Below are 16,951 nucleotides of genomic sequence, written 5' to 3'. Positions count from 1 at the left end.
GGTTTTAGATGATATAATTGATATGTTGTTCTTTTTTTTGTTTTTTTATTTGTGGTTGATTCTCTTGATAGACAACAGAATCTTCTTCTATACTTTCTGTAATCCAAACATTTCCGCCGACTACAGAATTTTTTCCAATAATTGTTGTTCCTCCCAAAATAGTTGCTCCAGCATAAATTGTGACATTATTTTCTATTGTTGGATGACGTTTTTTATTAGCCAAATTCTTCGAAACATAAAACGCTCCTAATGTTACGCCTTGGTAAATTTTCACATTATCACCAATCAATGTTGTTTCTCCAATGACAATTCCTGTACCATGATCGATATAAAAGTTTTTTCCAATTGAAGCACCAGGATGAATATCAATTCCAGTTTTAGAATGTGCATATTCGGAAAAAAAACGAGGAAGAATAGGCGTATTTAAATTGTAGAGAATATGTGCTAAACGATGAATTGCAATTGCAAAAAAACCAGGATAGGCTAAAATGATTTCAATTTCCGATTTAGATGCAGGATCATTTGCATAAAAAACAAAAATTAGTTCCTCTAATTCTTGTCTAAGTTGTGCAAATTGTTCAAAAAAATATAAACTAATTTGATTCGATTTCTCCTCAGGAACAATTTTTAACAAAATAGAATTGAATTGATTGAGTAAATCTTCTTTCTTGTACAAAGGATTTGGTTGTTGAAAAATCTCATCATAAATAATGGATTCTATCAAAGGTTCTACTTCTTGTTTTCTAAATGGTAAACTGTATTTCGTAAGCTGATTCATTCTTCAATCTATAAACTCTATAAAAATAGTAGACAAATGTATTCATTTTTTTATTCTTGAAGAAGAAATTGTCATAAAAATGACAAAAACCATAAAAATGCCTTCGTTTTTATTATTGCTATGTAAGCATAATAATACACTATTTTGACTTTTATGAATAAAATTTATAATTATTTATTTAAAAATATTTATTGAATTAAATGATTGATAATTAATGTTATAAATGAATTTTTATGTTTAAAAGAGATTATTTTTATAAAAAATAAAGCGTAGTGTTTTATTTACACTAAAAAATAGTTATTTTAGTGAAATAAATTTTAAAGGATAAAAATATGAAAAAATCAATTTTATTCGGATTATTCTTTATGTTGACATCTTTAATGTATGCGCAATCACCAATAGGAACTTGGAAAACAATTGATGATGAGACAAAACAGGCGAAGTCTTACGTAGAGATTTTCGAGAAAGATGGAAAACTTTATGGTAAAGTCACTAAGATTTTAACGAAAGGAAAAGAAGATGCAAAATGTACAGATTGTTCAGGAGCATTAAAAAATAAACCAATTTTAGGAATGCAAATTCTTTCTGGTCTTAAAAAAGATGGAAAAGAATGGAATGGTGGAAAAATCATTGATCCTAATAGTGGAAAGGAATACAAAGCAAAAATGTCTCTTAACGGAAATGATAAATTAGACGTAAGAGGTTTTATCGGGATTTCTCTTGTAGGAAGAACGCAAACTTGGCAACGAGTTAAATAAAAATCAAAACAAAAACGAAAAGGTTACTCTGAGTAATCAAACCCACAAAATTTTACTCTATAATGACTATTTCTAAAAGAATAGTCATTATTTTTTTTACGTAAATTTGTAACTTCAAAACTAAGGTTTTGATTTTCTAAAATACATCAATGAGTTTAACTAAAAGAGCGTTCTCGTACGCAAAACCATATAGAACTTCGTTTGTTACAGCGATTATATTCAATTTACTCTATGCACTTTTCAATGTAATTGCATTGGCTTTTATGATGCCAATTTTGAGTGTTTTGTTTGGTGAAAAATCACCTGGAGTTATCGCAAAACCTATTTATTCTGGTGATTTGGGTAATCTGAAACAATTTTTTTCAGATTATTCAGCTTATTATATGAATGAGCTTTCTCAAACTCAAGGACCAGTTTATGTGTTAGCGATTTCGTGTGTGATATTTATTATTGCATTTTTATTTCGAAATATTTTCAGTTTTCTTTCAGAAACTTGTTTGGTAGACTTACGTTCGGGTGTGACACGTGATTTACGTGTTGATATTCATAACAAAATTATTGATTTGCCAGTTGCTTATTTTACTGAAAAACGAAAAGGAGATATGATTAATCGTATTTCAAGCGATGTAAACGAAGTAGAATCTAACATCTTAAATTCAATTGTAGAGATTGTTCGTTCGCCAATTATGATTATTGTTTTCGTTGTAGTATTATTTACAGTTAGCTATCAATTAACAATTTTCGCTATTTTGGTTTTTCCGATTATGGGAACAATTATTTCGTTGATTGGAAAAAGTCTGAAAAAAGCTGCTGCTCATGCGCAAGACGAATTATCTAACATTATTACTTATGTAGACGAGACACTTTCTTCGCTTAAGATTATCAAAATTTTTAACGCAGAAGATCAAGTAAAAGGTCGTTTTGATGAATCGATTAATCGTTATCGTAAATATCTTCAAAAAGTAATGAAAAAACGTGCTTTGGCTTCACCAACAAGTGAATTTTTAGGTGCTGTTACAATTGGATTAATTGTTTTTTTTGGTGGTAAATTATCGTTAGAAGGAAATGGTTTAACAGGGTCACAATTTATTTTTTATATCGCAACATTTTATACATTATTAGATCCGATTAAACGTTTTTCGAAAGCATTATCAGATGTACAAAAAGGAGAAGTTTCTGCAAAGAGAATTTTTGAAGTTTTGGATGCTGATGTTTCGATAAAAGATGTTCCAGATGCTAAAGGAATTGATGCGTTTGAAGATAAAATTGAGTTTAGAAATGTCACATTTGCTTATGGAAAACATAATGTGATCGAGAATTTTAATTTAACAATTAATAAAGGAGAAACCGTTGCTTTAGTTGGGCAATCTGGTTCTGGAAAATCGACTTTGGCGAATTTAATTACTCGTTTTTGGGATGTGAAATCAGGTCAAATTTTGATTGATGGAATTGATATCAAACATATAAAATTAAATGATTATCGCTTGTTATTTGGTTTGGTTACGCAAGATTCTATTTTGTTTAATGATACAATTTTTAATAATATTTCATTAGGTGATAAATCTCCAAATTTGGAAAAAGTAGAATATGCTGCGCAAATTGCAAATGCGGAAGAGTTTATTGTAAAAATGCCAGAAAAATATCAAGAGTCAGTAGGAGAGGGAGGTAGCAAGCTTTCTGGTGGACAAAAACAACGTTTAAGTATTGCGCGTGCGGTTTATAAAAATCCACCGATTATGGTTTTGGATGAAGCAACTTCTGCTTTGGATACGAAATCTGAAAAATTGGTACAAGTTGCTTTGAATAATATGATGCAAAATCGTACTTCTTTGGTTATTGCGCACCGTTTATCAACAATTCAGAATGCGGATAAAATTGTAGTAATGGAAGCAGGTAAAATTATTGAACAAGGAAATCATCATTCACTTATTGAGAAAAAAGGTGTTTATGCCAATTTGGTAAATATGCAGAATTTTGAATAAATGAAGTATATACAAACTAAAAACTCCGCTTTTAAGCGGATTTTTTTGTTATATTTTAAATCGATTTAATTTCAAAACCTAATTGTTTCCAGTCTTCCCAAAATGTTGGATAAGATTTTTCTACGACCATTTCATTCTCAATTCGAATTGGGTAAATTTGCGACAAAGGCGCCATACACATTGCCATTCTGTGGTCGTTATATGTTGCTAAAGTAGGCGTTTTTTCAAAATTATTATAACCTTCTATCGTTAATGAATCGTTTGTAATTGTTATAATTGCTCCAAATTTTTCCAACTCATTTTTAAGTGCGATTAAACGGTCGGTTTCCTTGATTTTTAGTGTTTCTAAACCAGTTAAATGACATTTTGTTTTCAATCCCACACAAGTTGCAGCAATTGTCTGTGCAATATCTGGAGTATTGATTAAATTTAATTCGATGATAGATTTTGGTATGAAATTATCTTCATTTTTCAATGTTAAAACTCCATTTTCAAAAGTTGAAATTACACCAAAATTTTCTGCATAAATATGTTGCAAAGCTGAATCTCCTTGTAAAGAATCTTCGAAATAAGTTGAGATTTTAATTTCAGAATTCTGCGATAAAGCAATCAAACTATAATAATATGAAGCTGAACTCCAATCAGATTCTACTTGTAAAGTTTTAGCTTTGATGTTTTCAGTAAAAGGAATTTTGATTGTATTTCCTTCGAAAATTGCATTAATTCCAACTTTATTCAATAATTGAATTGTCATTTGAATATAAGGAATAGAAATAATTTTTCCATCCAAATTAATCGTTAATCCATTTTCTAATTTCGTTCCAATCAAACATAAAGCAGAGATATATTGAGAACTAATGTTAGAAGGGATTGTAATAGAATCTTTCGTTATTTTTTTTCCAACAATCGATAAAGGTGGATAACCTTCGTTTTCTTGATACGAAATTTCTGCACCCAGCTCATTCAAGGCATCAACCAAAACTTTTATTGGACGTTGTTTCATTCTTTCAGAACCTGTCAACGTTATTTTTCGTCCATCTTGAATAGAAAAATAAGCCGTTAAAAATCGCATGGCAGTTCCCGCGTGGTGAATATCAACTAAATCACTTTTGTTCGCTAACGCTTTTTGCATTAATTGAGAATCTTCTGAATTTGAAACATTTTCTAATGTCAAAACATTCTCAAATAATTGACTTAATAACAACAAACGATTGCTTTCGCTTTTAGAACCTGTGATGGCTAATTGATTGTTTATCGGAGATTTTAGAGCAGAAATTTCAATCATATTTATTTTAATTTATCATTATTTTGATGACGATCGTGGTCACGTTTTGTTTTATAATCTAATTTTTTGTAAAAAGCTGATTCTAAATCAACACCTGTTTGATTTGCCAAACAAAGCGCTACAAAAATAACATCTGCCAATTCTTCGCCAAGATCTTTGTTTTTATCAGATTCTTTCTCCGATTGTTCACCGTAACGACGCGCAATAATACGTGCAACTTCTCCTACCTCTTCAGTTAATTGTGCCATATTTGTTAATTCGTTAAAATAACGAACACCATGTTCTTTTATCCAATTATCAACGTCTGTTTGTGCTTGTTTAAGGCTCATCTTATTTTAAATTTTAAAAGTTAAAGGTACAAAAATAAAAAGCCAACTCGTATTTGGAGTTGGCTTTATTCGATGTTTAGAATATTTTTTATTGTTTTACCAAAATCACTTGCTGACTTTCTGCATTAATAATATTTGTTAAAAATTCTTTCAATGGTTTATAGTATTGTGCAGGTAAAATACTGTATGGAATAACTTTTTGGGCTTGAGCGATAATAAAACCATCTTTTTCAATTACTTTATATGCATATCCACCAGCTTGATCGGGCATTGTAAATTGCTTTTCAGTTGGTAAAGATTCGACTTTGTAACCTTCTGGAATTTTAATTTTAACTGTATTTGTATTCGTAGTTGGTGCACCAAACTCAATATTGTAATTACGTTGATCTAGATTTAAATTATGTTTTGTATTCGCAACAAATAAAAATGGATTGAATAATATTTTATTTCCAGCCACATCTACTTTTACATCATCAAATTTGAATTGATGACGAATTACATTTTGTTTGTTATCTTGTGTTTTAAATTCTGAAATTTCAAAATTATAATCTTCTACAAATTCTTTTTCGAACGCTTTTGGATCATCTGCGATTTCACTTTTATCAAACATATAAAAATAATTATCGCGAACATTCGAAAAAATTCCAGTTAATGTTCCGTCTGCTTTTAAATCAGCTGTAATGGATTTTTTGTCATTGGTCATAACCGAATTACGAAGAGGAACTTCTTTTATTCCTTTGTCATTTACCATAAATCCACGATCGTTAATTGCTCGAATTGGTAATAAATTAATTTGAGCATTTTTATCAGTTGCATCCATTAAATAAAATTCATTATCTATTGTTGCTCCAACAATTACATAATTCAATTTGCTACGTGAAGGAAACGAATAATTGATTAAACCATTTTGCAACGTACTCAAAACAATTGGATTTGCGTCTAATCCGGCTTTACGCAACATAGCTGTTAACATAAGATTGATATCCGCTGAATTTCCAGATTTTTCGTTAAATGCTTTTCGGATTCCTTTATCTGTATATTGACCTAAATAATCATTCCAAGCCATGTTGTTTTTTACATAATTGTAAATTGCTTGAGCTTTTTCAATATTTGTAGATTTTCCAACAATTGTAGCGTTTACAGTTTCATCTAAAAAATTATTCCCATTTAATTGTCGACCAAACTCTTCATGATCCATCAAATCTTTACCAATACGTTCCCATGTTGTAGAAAAATTTTCTGAAGTTCTACCAGGAGCAACAAAAGAAGCCAACTCAAACTGAATACTTGCTAGCATATTTCTTGGATTAAGCACATAAGCTTCGCGAGAATAAGAAGGTAAATTAGTTAATGAATAGGTTTGCGTGTCAATTTTTAATTTGTGGTTACTTGATGTCGCGCCTTGATTTCCCATATTTCCCCCAAAAGATGAAACACCTCTGTTTCCAAAAGAAGTAGTTGAAAAAGTATCATCTTTAGAATTTTTTGTTAATTTTGGAGCAAATGCACCTCTCAAATCTTGTTGATAATTAAAATGTTCTTGATTTTGCATCGTCAAATTACTCGCAACTACAGGAATTGATTGTTGAAAATACCAGGTATCCGTACTTCCATAAAATGGAGAAATAATTTCGTACGTATATTCTAAGATTGATCCATTTTTTACATTTGGAAAAGTAAACGTTTGTTTATCCATAAAACGATGAACTTTATCTAAAAAAATATCTTTTTTCTCGACTTTTTGTTCAACAATTTTTCCGTTTTCAAGGTTATAAGTAACCGCTTTTAATGAAATTAATTTATCTTGATCCGATCCTGAACTTTTGTAAAGAGGAATTTCAACTTTCAAAACATCATCTGGTGTTTTATCTTTATCAAATACAATTATTCTATAAAATACTTTCTTTGTTTGCTCAACACCTCCTTGATTGGTATTAAAACTAACTTTATAATTTCCGTCAGCATATAAAACTTCTGCTGGAGCATCAGCTTGAATTGTACTTTTTGTTTTCTCGAAATCTTGTTTAGATAGTTTTCCAAATTTTACATCTTGTGCAAAACTCGAAACAGTTGCAACTGTCGCAACAATCGTAAATATTGTTTTCATATTAGTGTTATAATTTTTCTAAAAGTAGTTTTGTGTTGTCGTAACCCGAAATTTGTCTTCTAAATTCTACATATTCGTTGTATTTTTCTTTCGAAAAAGTTCCAGAAAATTGTTTGTAAATACGTTTTATTTCGAATGCATTATTTTCTTTCGGATTGATTTCTAATTGATATTCTCCAAAAGCAGATTTCACGGTTATAGCATCAAATTTTTGTGGTAATTTATAACCAGAAGGAAGTGTCAATGTATACGAAACTTCGTCAACATATCCTGTCTCGATGTTGAAATCAAACTTTCTATCTTTCATTTTTTTGACAGAAGTCTCTTCTTTATTCACTGGAATAATATTCAGAATGATGTTATTTCCTTGAATTTTAGCATAATTTGGTGCTGAAAACTCGAAATTTGAAGTAAAAACAGCATTTTTCCAATCATTATTAAATTCTTTCTTTTTGAATGATATTCCTTGTAAGTAAGAAAATCGATTTTTTAAACGAACATCAAGATCTTTTTCGCTTAATTGATTAAATCTTGCAAAATTCTCATAAATCAAACCTTTGGAAGTTTCAGAAAAATCAAAATTTAATGTTCCATCTGCTAAAAGTGTTGCATTTCCATTGACGAATAATTGATTATCTTCTGTTTTGAATTGTTGCGAAGGAATAATTTTTCCGCCTTTTTCATCAACAATTAATACTTTTCTATTTCCTGCAAAATCACCTAAATAATTATAAGGAGCTGTTTGACTTGTTGCTTCTAACCAAATATCTTTTCCATTTAGAGGTATATAAACAATCATGTGATTTCCTTGTTGATACATCATTTGTTCATCAATATCAATTGGATTTCCAGCAAATAATATGGTGTGATACGATTTGATATTCACTGCATCTAACATTCCAATCATATAATTAGATAAGGCTTTGCAATCGCCATAACTTTTGCTCTCAACATAAGAATTTGGAAAAGGCGAAAGTCCTCCAATTCCCAGTTGTACGCCAATATATCGAACTTTATTTTGCAAATGTTTGTACAAAATCTGAACTTTTTCTTCGTCCGATTTTGCATCTTTGACCATATTTTGAAAAGTTAATTTTTGAGATGGAGTAAAATCTAATTTTGAACGAATTAAATTATCAAAAGTCCATTTTCCGTAATCATTCCAATTGTCAAAATTTCCTTTAACACCATCGATATTAATTTGATTTGAAGCTAAAATAGCGCGAGGAAATATTTTTTGACTTCCAACCATTTGATCTTCTTCATTAAATGCCAAAACATTGTTTAATGAATAGCTCAAATTATTGTTATCTCCTGTTTTTGCAATGTCAAAACCTTTAAAATTATCTTCTTTCAATCGAATAGTTGAAGATGTTTTATTTACAAATTGATAAGACGATTTTTCGATTGATAAATTCGCTGCTCGTATAGGTGACCAACGCGGAATCCAAAGTGTATTTTTGTTCGTTGTAACAATTTTATAATGTATCGTGTAAGGATAATTTGTTGGAGTATAATTCAAATATTTTATGCGATCATCCGTGTACATTTGTCCACCTGTTACATAACTTTGGTCACCAAAATCTTTGGTCTTGAATTTTTTAATTTCTTTTCCATTTGCATCATACAAAGTTGCCTCGAATAAGTCAATTTTTGTATTTGCATCATAATTCGCTTGCGCACCAACATAATTATCGCCCGCTTTACTCAAAACCGTTACGACAACGTCTTCCGTATATTTTAATTCATCAACTTTTAGAAGTTCTATTTTTTCTTCATTTTTTCGTACAATAGCGTAAGCATCTTTTATCAAATCGGATGGAATTTGATCGACCGCATAGTTTTGCGCAAAAGAAAATGAACTAATCAAAAAAGTTGAAAAAAGTAGAGTTTGTTTCATTCAATATCAATATTAATCAAGTTATTCTTTATTCTTTGAATCGATAAAAATGGTTACTGGACCATCATTCAACAATTCGACTTTCATATCTGCACCAAAAATTCCTCTTTGTACAGGTTTAAAATTTGATTCTAAAACGTTCAAAAACGTTTCATATTGTTCGTTTGCTAGATCTGGTTTTGACGCTTTGATATATGACGGACGATTTCCTTTTTTCGTAGACGCATGCAACGTAAATTGAGAAACAACCAAAATATCTCCATTTGTTTGTTGCACATCTAAATTCATCACATCATTTTCATCATTGAAAACTCGAAGTTGAATTATTTTTTTCGAAATCCATTCAAAATCTTCCTTCGTATCATCAGGTTCAAAGCCAACCAAGGTCAAAATTCCACTTTCTATTTTTCCAGTTATTTCTCCATCCACCATTACAGAAGCATGTTGCACACGCTGTAAAATCACTCGCATAATTCTAGTTTTATTGATTTAAAATCGATTTGAATTTAAGAAATTATTAACAAATAAAAAAACGTTACAACTCATCTTTTAAATGTGTTATAACGTTTGTTGTAATTTAAGTTTAGAAAGCAATCGCTATAGGTTTAAGTTAGTTGGTTAAAATAGATTTCCTCATCTGCAATTATCGCATAATATAACTCATAGAGCTTTGACATTTTTTTTGCATTGATGATTTCTTGTTCTATATTTTTTATTCTGTTTTCTTTATTTTCAGAATTATCAAATTCAGCAATCCACAATTTATTTGGATTTAATGGTTTCCAATTTAAATCTTCTAAATGCAATAAAAATCTTTCTTTTTGTTCCTTTGTACATTCCTCAAAATCTAAAGCGATTTTTACGGATAAATTGCTCATTCAATTAATTTTAACAAAAATAAAATGAGAAATTGAATTATTTTTACGTGAAACCGTAATTTGAGAAAATAAAAAAGCCATTTCATAAGAAACGGCTTTTTTATTATTTTTCGGTATAAATATCTTCTTCTAAAAAAGTGAGATAATTTTCGTAGCGAGAAACTGCGATTTCACCAATTTCTACTGCATAACGTACAGCACATTTTGGCTCGTTAACGTGAATACAATTATCAAATTTACAATTGTGTTTCAGTTCTAAAATTTCAGGAAAATAACCTTGTAATTCGGTTTTGTCGATATGAACCAAACCAAATTCTTTAATTCCAGGCGTATCGATAATAAAACCTCCAAAAGGCCATTCGTACATCTGTGCAAAAGTTGTGGTATGTTGTCCTTTGCTATTAAAATCAGAAACTTCGTGCGTTTTTAAGTTTAAATCAGGATTTAAAGTATTCAACAACGTTGATTTTCCAACGCCAGAATGTCCCGAAACCAAACTTACTTTATCTTTCATTCGATCTTTTACAAGATCTAAATTTAGACCAGTTTCAGCCGAAATATCTAGACTTTCGTAACCGATAGAATTGTAAATTGATTTATAAATTTCTAACTCAGCCATTTCATTTTCTGTGTACGAATCCATTTTGTTGAATAAAATTACAACAGGAATATGATAAGCTTCGGCAGTAATCAAAAAACGGTCAATAAAACCAAACGAAGTTTTGGGATTAGAAAGCGTTACAACCAAAAAAGCAACATCAATGTTAGAGGCAATAATATGCGTTTTTTTGGATAGATTAACAGATTTTCGTATGATGTAATTTTTGCGATCATGAATTTTTGTAACGACTGCAATATCATCTTTGTCAATCTCAAACTCAACCTCATCTCCAACAGCAATTGGATTAGTATGTTTGATATTGGCTATTCTAAATTTTCCCCTAATTCTTGCCTGATAGGTTGTACCATCTTCGGTTAAAAGATGATACCAACTACCAGTAGATTTTATGACAATTCCTTTCAATATTGTTTAAATTTTTTCTTCTTTTTTAACCATAATTTGGTTTTGTTGCGCAACAGATTCTTGGTGAATTGCTTGCAATAATTTGTCAACAAAATCTTCAGATAAACCTAAAGAAACTCCTGCTTTTACAGAATTATCTTTGATTTGTTTCCAACGATCTGGCTGAAAAACTGCCACATTATGTTCTTTTTTCAATTCTCCGATAGAGTTTGCAACTTTCATACGTTGAGCAATTGCATCTAAAATAGAGTTATCTAATTCATCAATTTGATGACGTAAATTCTGAATTCCAGTTTTGTAAATTGCATCTGGATCATCAGAAACACGAATTTCTAAATCTTTTAAGATTTCTAATAAACGAGCTGGTGTTACTTGTTGAGCTGCATCAGACCAAGCTTCATCAGGATTATTGTGCGTTTCGATCATCAATCCATTGTATTCAAAGTTGAAGGCTTGTTGCGCAACATCGAACAATCCTGTTCTGTTTCCGCAAATATGTGATGGATCACAAATAATTGGCACGTTTGGTAATTTGTTTTTGAAATCTAACGCAATTTGCCATTGTGGATTGTTACGGTATTTTGTCTTTTTGTACGTTGAAAAACCACGGTGAATAGCACCTAAGTTTTTGATTCCTTGACCTTCTAAACGCTCCAAAGCACCAATCCATAAATCTAAATCTGGATTTACAGGATTTTTAACCAAAACTGTTTTATCTGTATCACGTAAAGCTTCAGCAATTTCTTGTACTGTAAAAGGGTTTACCGTAGAACGAGCACCAATCCATAAAACGTCAACATCATATTCTAACGCTAATTTTGCGTGATTTGCATTGGCGATTTCAGTTGCGATTTTCATTCCGAATTCGTCTTTTACTTTTTTCAACCAGTTTAATCCGATTGCACCAACTCCTTCGAAACAGTTTGGTTTAGTACGAGGCTTCCAAATTCCCGCACGGAAAACTTGCACATAATCTTTGTCCAAATCTTCAGCGATTGTCATCATTTGTTTTTCACTTTCTGCACTACAAGGTCCAGCGATAATCATTGGTTTATCGTATTCTTTTATCCAGTTATTGTTTTCCATAACATTTACAAATTTAAGATTTAATATTTATTTTATTTGAGAGTAATTATTTCTATTTTCTTGTCAAACTTAATTTAGTTCAACTTTTATTTTTGATTTGATTCTGAAACAAGTTCAGAATGACTTTATTTATTTAATATTCGACGTATGTCGTTTGTGTTTTTTAAATATTGATGAATATCTTCGGCGTCTTTTTCTTCGATCATTTTTCTGATTTTCGAAATTTGTGTTTGATAAGCATCAATAGCATTGAGTAAATTTTCTCGATTCTGAATCAAAATTGGTGTCCACATATCAGGAGAACTTTTTGCTAAACGAACCGTAGATTCGAAACCAGATCCAGCCATGTCAAAAATTGCATCTTCATTCTTTTCTTCTTCCAAAACTGTTTGTCCTAAGGCGAAAGAAGTAATGTGCGAAAGATGAGAAACGTACGCAATGTGCGCATCATGCGCTTCCGAAGTCATTGTTTTAACATTCATCCAGAGCGATTGATAAATTTTTCTTACTTTTTTTACTGCTTCTTTTTCGCTTTCTTCAACATCACACAAAATCGCAACTTTGTTTAAAAACAACTCAGGAAAAGCAGCTTTTGGTCCAGAATTTTCCGTTCCTGCGATTGGATGTGTGGCAACAAATTGTTTTCTTTTGGGATGATTTGCAACTTTTTTACAAATTCCAGCTTTTGTTGATCCCATATCCATAACAATCGTTTTATCATTAATTTGATCTAAAATCTCTGGTAAAACTTTCTGAATAGAATTAATAGGAACGGCAATCACTACTAAATCTGATTGAGAAAGTGCTTCATTCAAAGGAGCGATTTCATCCACAATTCCTAATTCTAAAGCTTGAATTTGATGTTCAATATTTTGATCAACACCGATTATTTTTTCGGCAACACCAACTTTTTTTAATGCTAAAGCAAAAGAACCTCCGATTAATCCTAAACCGATTACTGAAATTATTTTCATGCTTCTAATCTTCTCTTTACTTCAATCAACTTCTCGACAGGTGCGCAAAGTGAAAATCTTATAAATCCTTCACCATTGCTTCCGAAAATACTTCCTGGTGTAATAAATACTTTTTTATTGTATAAAATTTCATCAATAAATTTTTTATCATCTTTTCCTTCTGGAAGCTTCGCCCAAATAAACATTCCTGCTGCATTGGGATTATATTTTACATTTAAAATATCAGCGATTTCCCAAATGATTCTTCGTCTTTCTGCGTAAATTTTTGTTAATTCATCGTACCAAGAATCATCAACTAAAAGAGCTTTTGTCGCGGCTTTTTGTATCGCAAAATTCATTCCCGAATCCATATTTGACTTTACTTTTAGAATAGAATTAATAAAACTTTCTTTTCCAATCACCATTCCTACTCGCCAACCTGCAATGTTAAAGGTTTTGCTTAATGAATTCAGTTCGATACAAACATCTTTTGCACCTTCAATTCCTAAGATGCTTGTCGGTTCATCGTTCAAAATAAAACTATACGGATTATCATTTACGATTAAGATATTGTGACGAGTTGCAAACTCTACTAATTTTCTAAGAACGTCTTTTGGGGCTTTGGCTCCGGTTGGCATATGTGGATAATTGAGCCACATAATTTTTGGTTTTTGCTCGGCTAATTTTTCTAACTGATCAAAATCTGGAAGCCAATCATTTTCATTTTTCAAATCGTAGAATAAAGGTTCTGCTTGCACTAATTCTGTAACAGATGAATAAGTTGGATATCCAGGATTTGGAATTAAAACTTTATCACCTTCATTCAAAAATGCCATCGAAATGTGCATAATTCCTTCTTTAGAGCCCATAAGTGGCAAAATTTCTGTTGAAGGATTGGCGTCTACATCAAATTTGTTTTTGTAAAAACTTGCCATTGCTTCGCGCATTTCTGGAATTCCGCGATAACTTTGATAGCCATTGATTCCGTTTCGTGAACTTTTGATTAATTCCTCGATCACATCTGGATGAGGTTGTAAATCTGGACTTCCAATTCCTAATGAAATGATTGGAATGTCGGTTTTCATGTTCGCTATTTCTTGTAATTTTTTCGAGAAATAATATTCTTGAACACTTTGTAATCGTTGGGCTTCTGCTATCATTTTTTCCCCAGTTTATATTCGCCTAATATTTCTAAATCCGTTAACTTTCTTGCAATTTTTCCAAGCAATTCATAATATTGTTCTTTTTGCTCGAACGTAATGTCAATATGGAAAGAGTATTCCCAAGGTTTTTCAATAATCGGAACAGATTGTATTTTGTCCATATTTATTCCACATTCTGCAATTTGATTTAATACATCTACTAAAGCACCAGCTTTATGTGGAACAGAAAAACGCATCGAAACTTTATTGAAATCTTCGTAATCGTTGTGCTCGCGTTGCAATACAAAAAAGCGAGTAAAATTATCTTGAAACGTCTGAATACTTGAAGCTAAAATGTCTAATCCATATACTTCTGCCGCTTTTCTTGAGGCAATTGCAGCAACATCATTCAAATCTTGCTCAATAATATCTTTGGCTGTTAATGCAGTGTCGATATCATTTACAACGCGCCATGTTGGATGTTTTTCAAGGAACTTATCACATTGTAACAATGCCATTTGGTGCGAACGAACTTCTTTTATATCATCTAAAGTTTGTCCTTTTTTTACCATCAATTGATGTTGAATTGATAAATAAATTTCTCCAACAACTTTCAAATTATATTTCGTTAGCAATGCATAGTTTGGTAAAATTGCCCCAGCAATTGTGTTTTCAATTGCCATGATTGCTTTTTCAACTTTTCCCTTTGCAAGCGACTTTGCTAAAGTTTTGAATGTGTCGCATTCTACAATTTCGATGTCATTTCCTAAATAATTATTGGCAGCTTCGTGATGATATGAACCAATGTAACCTTGTATTGCAACTCTTTCTTTCATTTTTTTCCACAAAAAAAGTCCCACAAATTGCGGGACTTTATATTATCTTATTATGAATGTTAACAATCAATTTTGACAACGCAGTCCCTGCTCTCCTGGATAATATCCAAAAAAGTAAAAAAAGAATGCGTTAAAATAATTGAATGTTGCCATTTCGTTTTTCTAATTGTTCTACAAATCTAAAAAATAATTTATCAGTTATCAAAATCTTTTTTGCTAATTTTATCGAAAATTTTTCATCAAATGGGAATAATCATTACAGATTTAGTAAAAAAATACGGTGAACAGGTGGCTTTAGACAAAGTTTCGTTTTCTATAAATAATGGCGAAGTTGTTGGTTTACTTGGACCAAATGGAGCAGGAAAATCGACATTGATGAAAAGTATTACCAATGCAATAAATGCAGATTCTGGTGAAATTTCTGTGAATGATTTTAATGTTTCGACGCAACCAATTGAATCGAAAAAGTTGATTGGATTTTTGCAAGAAAATAATCCATTGTACATGGATATGTATGTAAGAGAGTATTTGGAATTTGTAACAAATATTCGAAATGTGCCTAAATCAAAAATTGATGAAGTCATCGAAAAAGTAGGTTTATTACCAGAAAAACATAAGAAAATTCATCAATTATCAAAAGGATATAAACAACGTGTTGGATTGGCGCAAGCGATTATCTCGAGCCCAGAAATTTTGATTTTAGATGAACCTACAAATGGTTTGGATCCAAATCAGATTATTGAAATTAGAGAAGTAATTAAAGAGATTGGAAAGGAAAAAACAGTGATTCTTTCTACACATATTATGCAAGAAGTAGAAGCGCTTTGTTCGCGTGTAATCCTATTGAATAAAGGAAAAATTGTGGCAGATCAACCGATAGAAGAGTTTAAAGGACAATATAAAAACTTGGAAGAAGCTTTTCATGTTTTAACACAATAGAAAAGGTACTATTTAAATAAAGAACTATTTTAGACCAAAATTTTATCTTTACAAAAATTAAAGGAGTTTTACTTTGTTAAAGAATCTTGTGTAGCCTCAGTTTTTACTGAGGTTATTTTATTATAATCTGTATCAAAAATTGTATAATTCCCATTAAATATAAATTCAAACTAACAGTTTTTGCTGACTTGGCCTATCATTTTTGATGTATTTTTCTCATTTATTTTGGTATAAACTTCCTTCATTATTGGGTTAAATCTACAAGCTACCATAAATGGAAAATATATGGTATTACGGATATATCTGTTGCCTTTTTTTAGATATTTTTGTTTGCTCTTTTACTGATGTTCCTAATTCTCTTCTCATAAAATTATAATCTACAAAACTCGAAAATTGCTTTATTTTTTTAAACATTTAAAACACATCGTTTCAGTAAGCATCGTTCCGATAGTCATTAATCCAGTACCTTTAATGGTTAGTAGTTTTGAACTTTATTATTCAGATATTCATCCGATTTATAAGTTTTTCTATTCTTAATTTACAATGAGTAATTTGTTTATTTAATTAAGGAATTAGTTGTTTATTACTCTTTTAGAATAAGCTCCCGTAATTTCCTTAAGAAATACTAATTCAGCTTTCTTAATTATTGAGTATTCACCCATCTTAAAAACTTATTAAAACCCAGTTTATCATGAGAAAAGGTAACATTTTTAGAAAACTCGAATTCTCCTAATACTATAAATCCTTGACTTGCGTCATGGAAAATTGTTCCTTTGTCCTTTAATAGTAAAACCCGTTGTGCATTTTGATTACTAAATAATAAAGTTGTTCATTTGATTGAAAATCAGTAAATTGCTTTAACTACAAAACATTTACAATGAACAACTTACTTGCAAATTACGAAAGAATATTGGAAGTTCTACGAAAAATATCAACAGATACACTTTTAATTTA

At 30.6% G+C, this 16,951-nt stretch carries 15 protein-coding genes; 3 read left to right on the top strand and 12 right to left on the bottom strand.

Going from position 1 to position 16,951, the window contains the following annotated elements:
• Positions 1-4: 4 nt before the first annotated feature.
• On the bottom strand, positions 5-778 hold the full coding sequence (gene epsC / locus B3R94_RS08770; RefSeq protein WP_125348924.1) for a serine O-acetyltransferase EpsC: 774 nt from the start codon (positions 776-778) through the stop codon (positions 5-7).
• A 332-nt stretch (positions 779-1,110) separates the two neighbouring features.
• Here epsC and B3R94_RS08765 point away from each other — a divergent pair, with 332 nt between their 5' ends.
• Positions 1,111-1,536 (top strand): DUF2147 domain-containing protein, encoded by a 426-nt coding sequence (locus B3R94_RS08765; RefSeq protein ID WP_038333244.1) that lies wholly within the window; start codon positions 1,111-1,113, stop codon positions 1,534-1,536.
• 149 nt (positions 1,537-1,685) lie between these two features.
• Complete coding sequence (locus B3R94_RS08760) at positions 1,686-3,518, top strand: ABC transporter ATP-binding protein (RefSeq protein WP_180905440.1); 1,833 nt, start codon at positions 1,686-1,688, stop codon at positions 3,516-3,518.
• A 55-nt stretch (positions 3,519-3,573) separates the two neighbouring features.
• Here B3R94_RS08760 and B3R94_RS08755 read toward each other — a convergent pair whose 3' ends face one another.
• The 11 genes from B3R94_RS08755 to B3R94_RS08705 form a co-directional block, all read right to left on the bottom strand.
• On the bottom strand, positions 3,574-4,803 hold the full coding sequence (locus tag B3R94_RS08755) for a 3-phosphoshikimate 1-carboxyvinyltransferase (RefSeq protein ID WP_038333240.1): 1,230 nt from the start codon (positions 4,801-4,803) through the stop codon (positions 3,574-3,576).
• Between the two features lie 2 nt (positions 4,804-4,805).
• A complete protein-coding gene (locus B3R94_RS08750) occupies positions 4,806-5,132 on the bottom strand; it encodes a nucleotide pyrophosphohydrolase (protein ID WP_038333238.1) in 327 nt (108 codons plus the stop codon).
• Positions 5,133-5,220: 88 nt separating this feature from the next.
• Positions 5,221-7,239: a DUF3857 domain-containing protein gene (locus B3R94_RS08745; RefSeq protein ID WP_291100155.1), complete on the bottom strand. Its 2,019-nt coding sequence runs from the start codon at positions 7,237-7,239 to the stop codon at positions 5,221-5,223.
• A 7-nt stretch (positions 7,240-7,246) separates the two neighbouring features.
• The gene (locus tag B3R94_RS08740; RefSeq protein WP_038333234.1) at positions 7,247-9,139 is read right to left on the bottom strand and encodes a DUF3857 domain-containing protein; all 1,893 of its coding nucleotides are present in this window, start codon (positions 9,137-9,139) and stop codon (positions 7,247-7,249) included.
• 21 nt (positions 9,140-9,160) lie between these two features.
• Complete coding sequence (dtd, locus tag B3R94_RS08735; protein ID WP_291100152.1) at positions 9,161-9,610, bottom strand: D-aminoacyl-tRNA deacylase; 450 nt, start codon at positions 9,608-9,610, stop codon at positions 9,161-9,163.
• A 134-nt stretch (positions 9,611-9,744) separates the two neighbouring features.
• The gene (locus B3R94_RS08730) at positions 9,745-10,017 is read right to left on the bottom strand and encodes a hypothetical protein (RefSeq protein WP_221854400.1); all 273 of its coding nucleotides are present in this window, start codon (positions 10,015-10,017) and stop codon (positions 9,745-9,747) included.
• Between the two features lie 103 nt (positions 10,018-10,120).
• Positions 10,121-11,041, bottom strand: a complete 921-nt coding sequence (rsgA, locus tag B3R94_RS08725; RefSeq protein ID WP_291073576.1) for a ribosome small subunit-dependent GTPase A — start codon at positions 11,039-11,041, stop codon at positions 10,121-10,123.
• Positions 11,042-11,047: 6 nt separating this feature from the next.
• Positions 11,048-12,127: a bifunctional 3-deoxy-7-phosphoheptulonate synthase/chorismate mutase type II gene (locus B3R94_RS08720; RefSeq protein ID WP_115002148.1), complete on the bottom strand. Its 1,080-nt coding sequence runs from the start codon at positions 12,125-12,127 to the stop codon at positions 11,048-11,050.
• A 125-nt stretch (positions 12,128-12,252) separates the two neighbouring features.
• Complete coding sequence (locus B3R94_RS08715; RefSeq protein WP_219034018.1) at positions 12,253-13,101, bottom strand: prephenate dehydrogenase; 849 nt, start codon at positions 13,099-13,101, stop codon at positions 12,253-12,255.
• The gene (locus B3R94_RS08710) at positions 13,098-14,240 is read right to left on the bottom strand and encodes a pyridoxal phosphate-dependent aminotransferase (RefSeq protein ID WP_286494949.1); all 1,143 of its coding nucleotides are present in this window, start codon (positions 14,238-14,240) and stop codon (positions 13,098-13,100) included. Before B3R94_RS08710 ends, B3R94_RS08715 begins: the two co-directional genes overlap by 4 nt.
• On the bottom strand, positions 14,237-15,058 hold the full coding sequence (locus tag B3R94_RS08705; RefSeq protein ID WP_219034020.1) for a prephenate dehydratase: 822 nt from the start codon (positions 15,056-15,058) through the stop codon (positions 14,237-14,239). The genes B3R94_RS08710 and B3R94_RS08705 overlap by 4 nt, the downstream gene beginning before the upstream one ends.
• A gap of 243 nt (positions 15,059-15,301) precedes the next feature.
• Here B3R94_RS08705 and B3R94_RS08700 point away from each other — a divergent pair, with 243 nt between their 5' ends.
• On the top strand, positions 15,302-15,997 hold the full coding sequence (locus B3R94_RS08700) for an ABC transporter ATP-binding protein (protein WP_291100149.1): 696 nt from the start codon (positions 15,302-15,304) through the stop codon (positions 15,995-15,997).
• The last annotated feature ends 954 nt before the right edge of the window (positions 15,998-16,951 follow it).

The sequence above is a fragment of the Empedobacter sp. UBA7611 genome (assembly GCF_002484365.1).
Classification (GTDB): Bacteria; Bacteroidota; Bacteroidia; order Flavobacteriales; family Weeksellaceae; genus Empedobacter; species Empedobacter falsenii_B.
The sequence above is the reverse complement of the archived record's forward strand: the minus strand, read 5'-3'. Positions and strand labels throughout refer to the sequence as shown.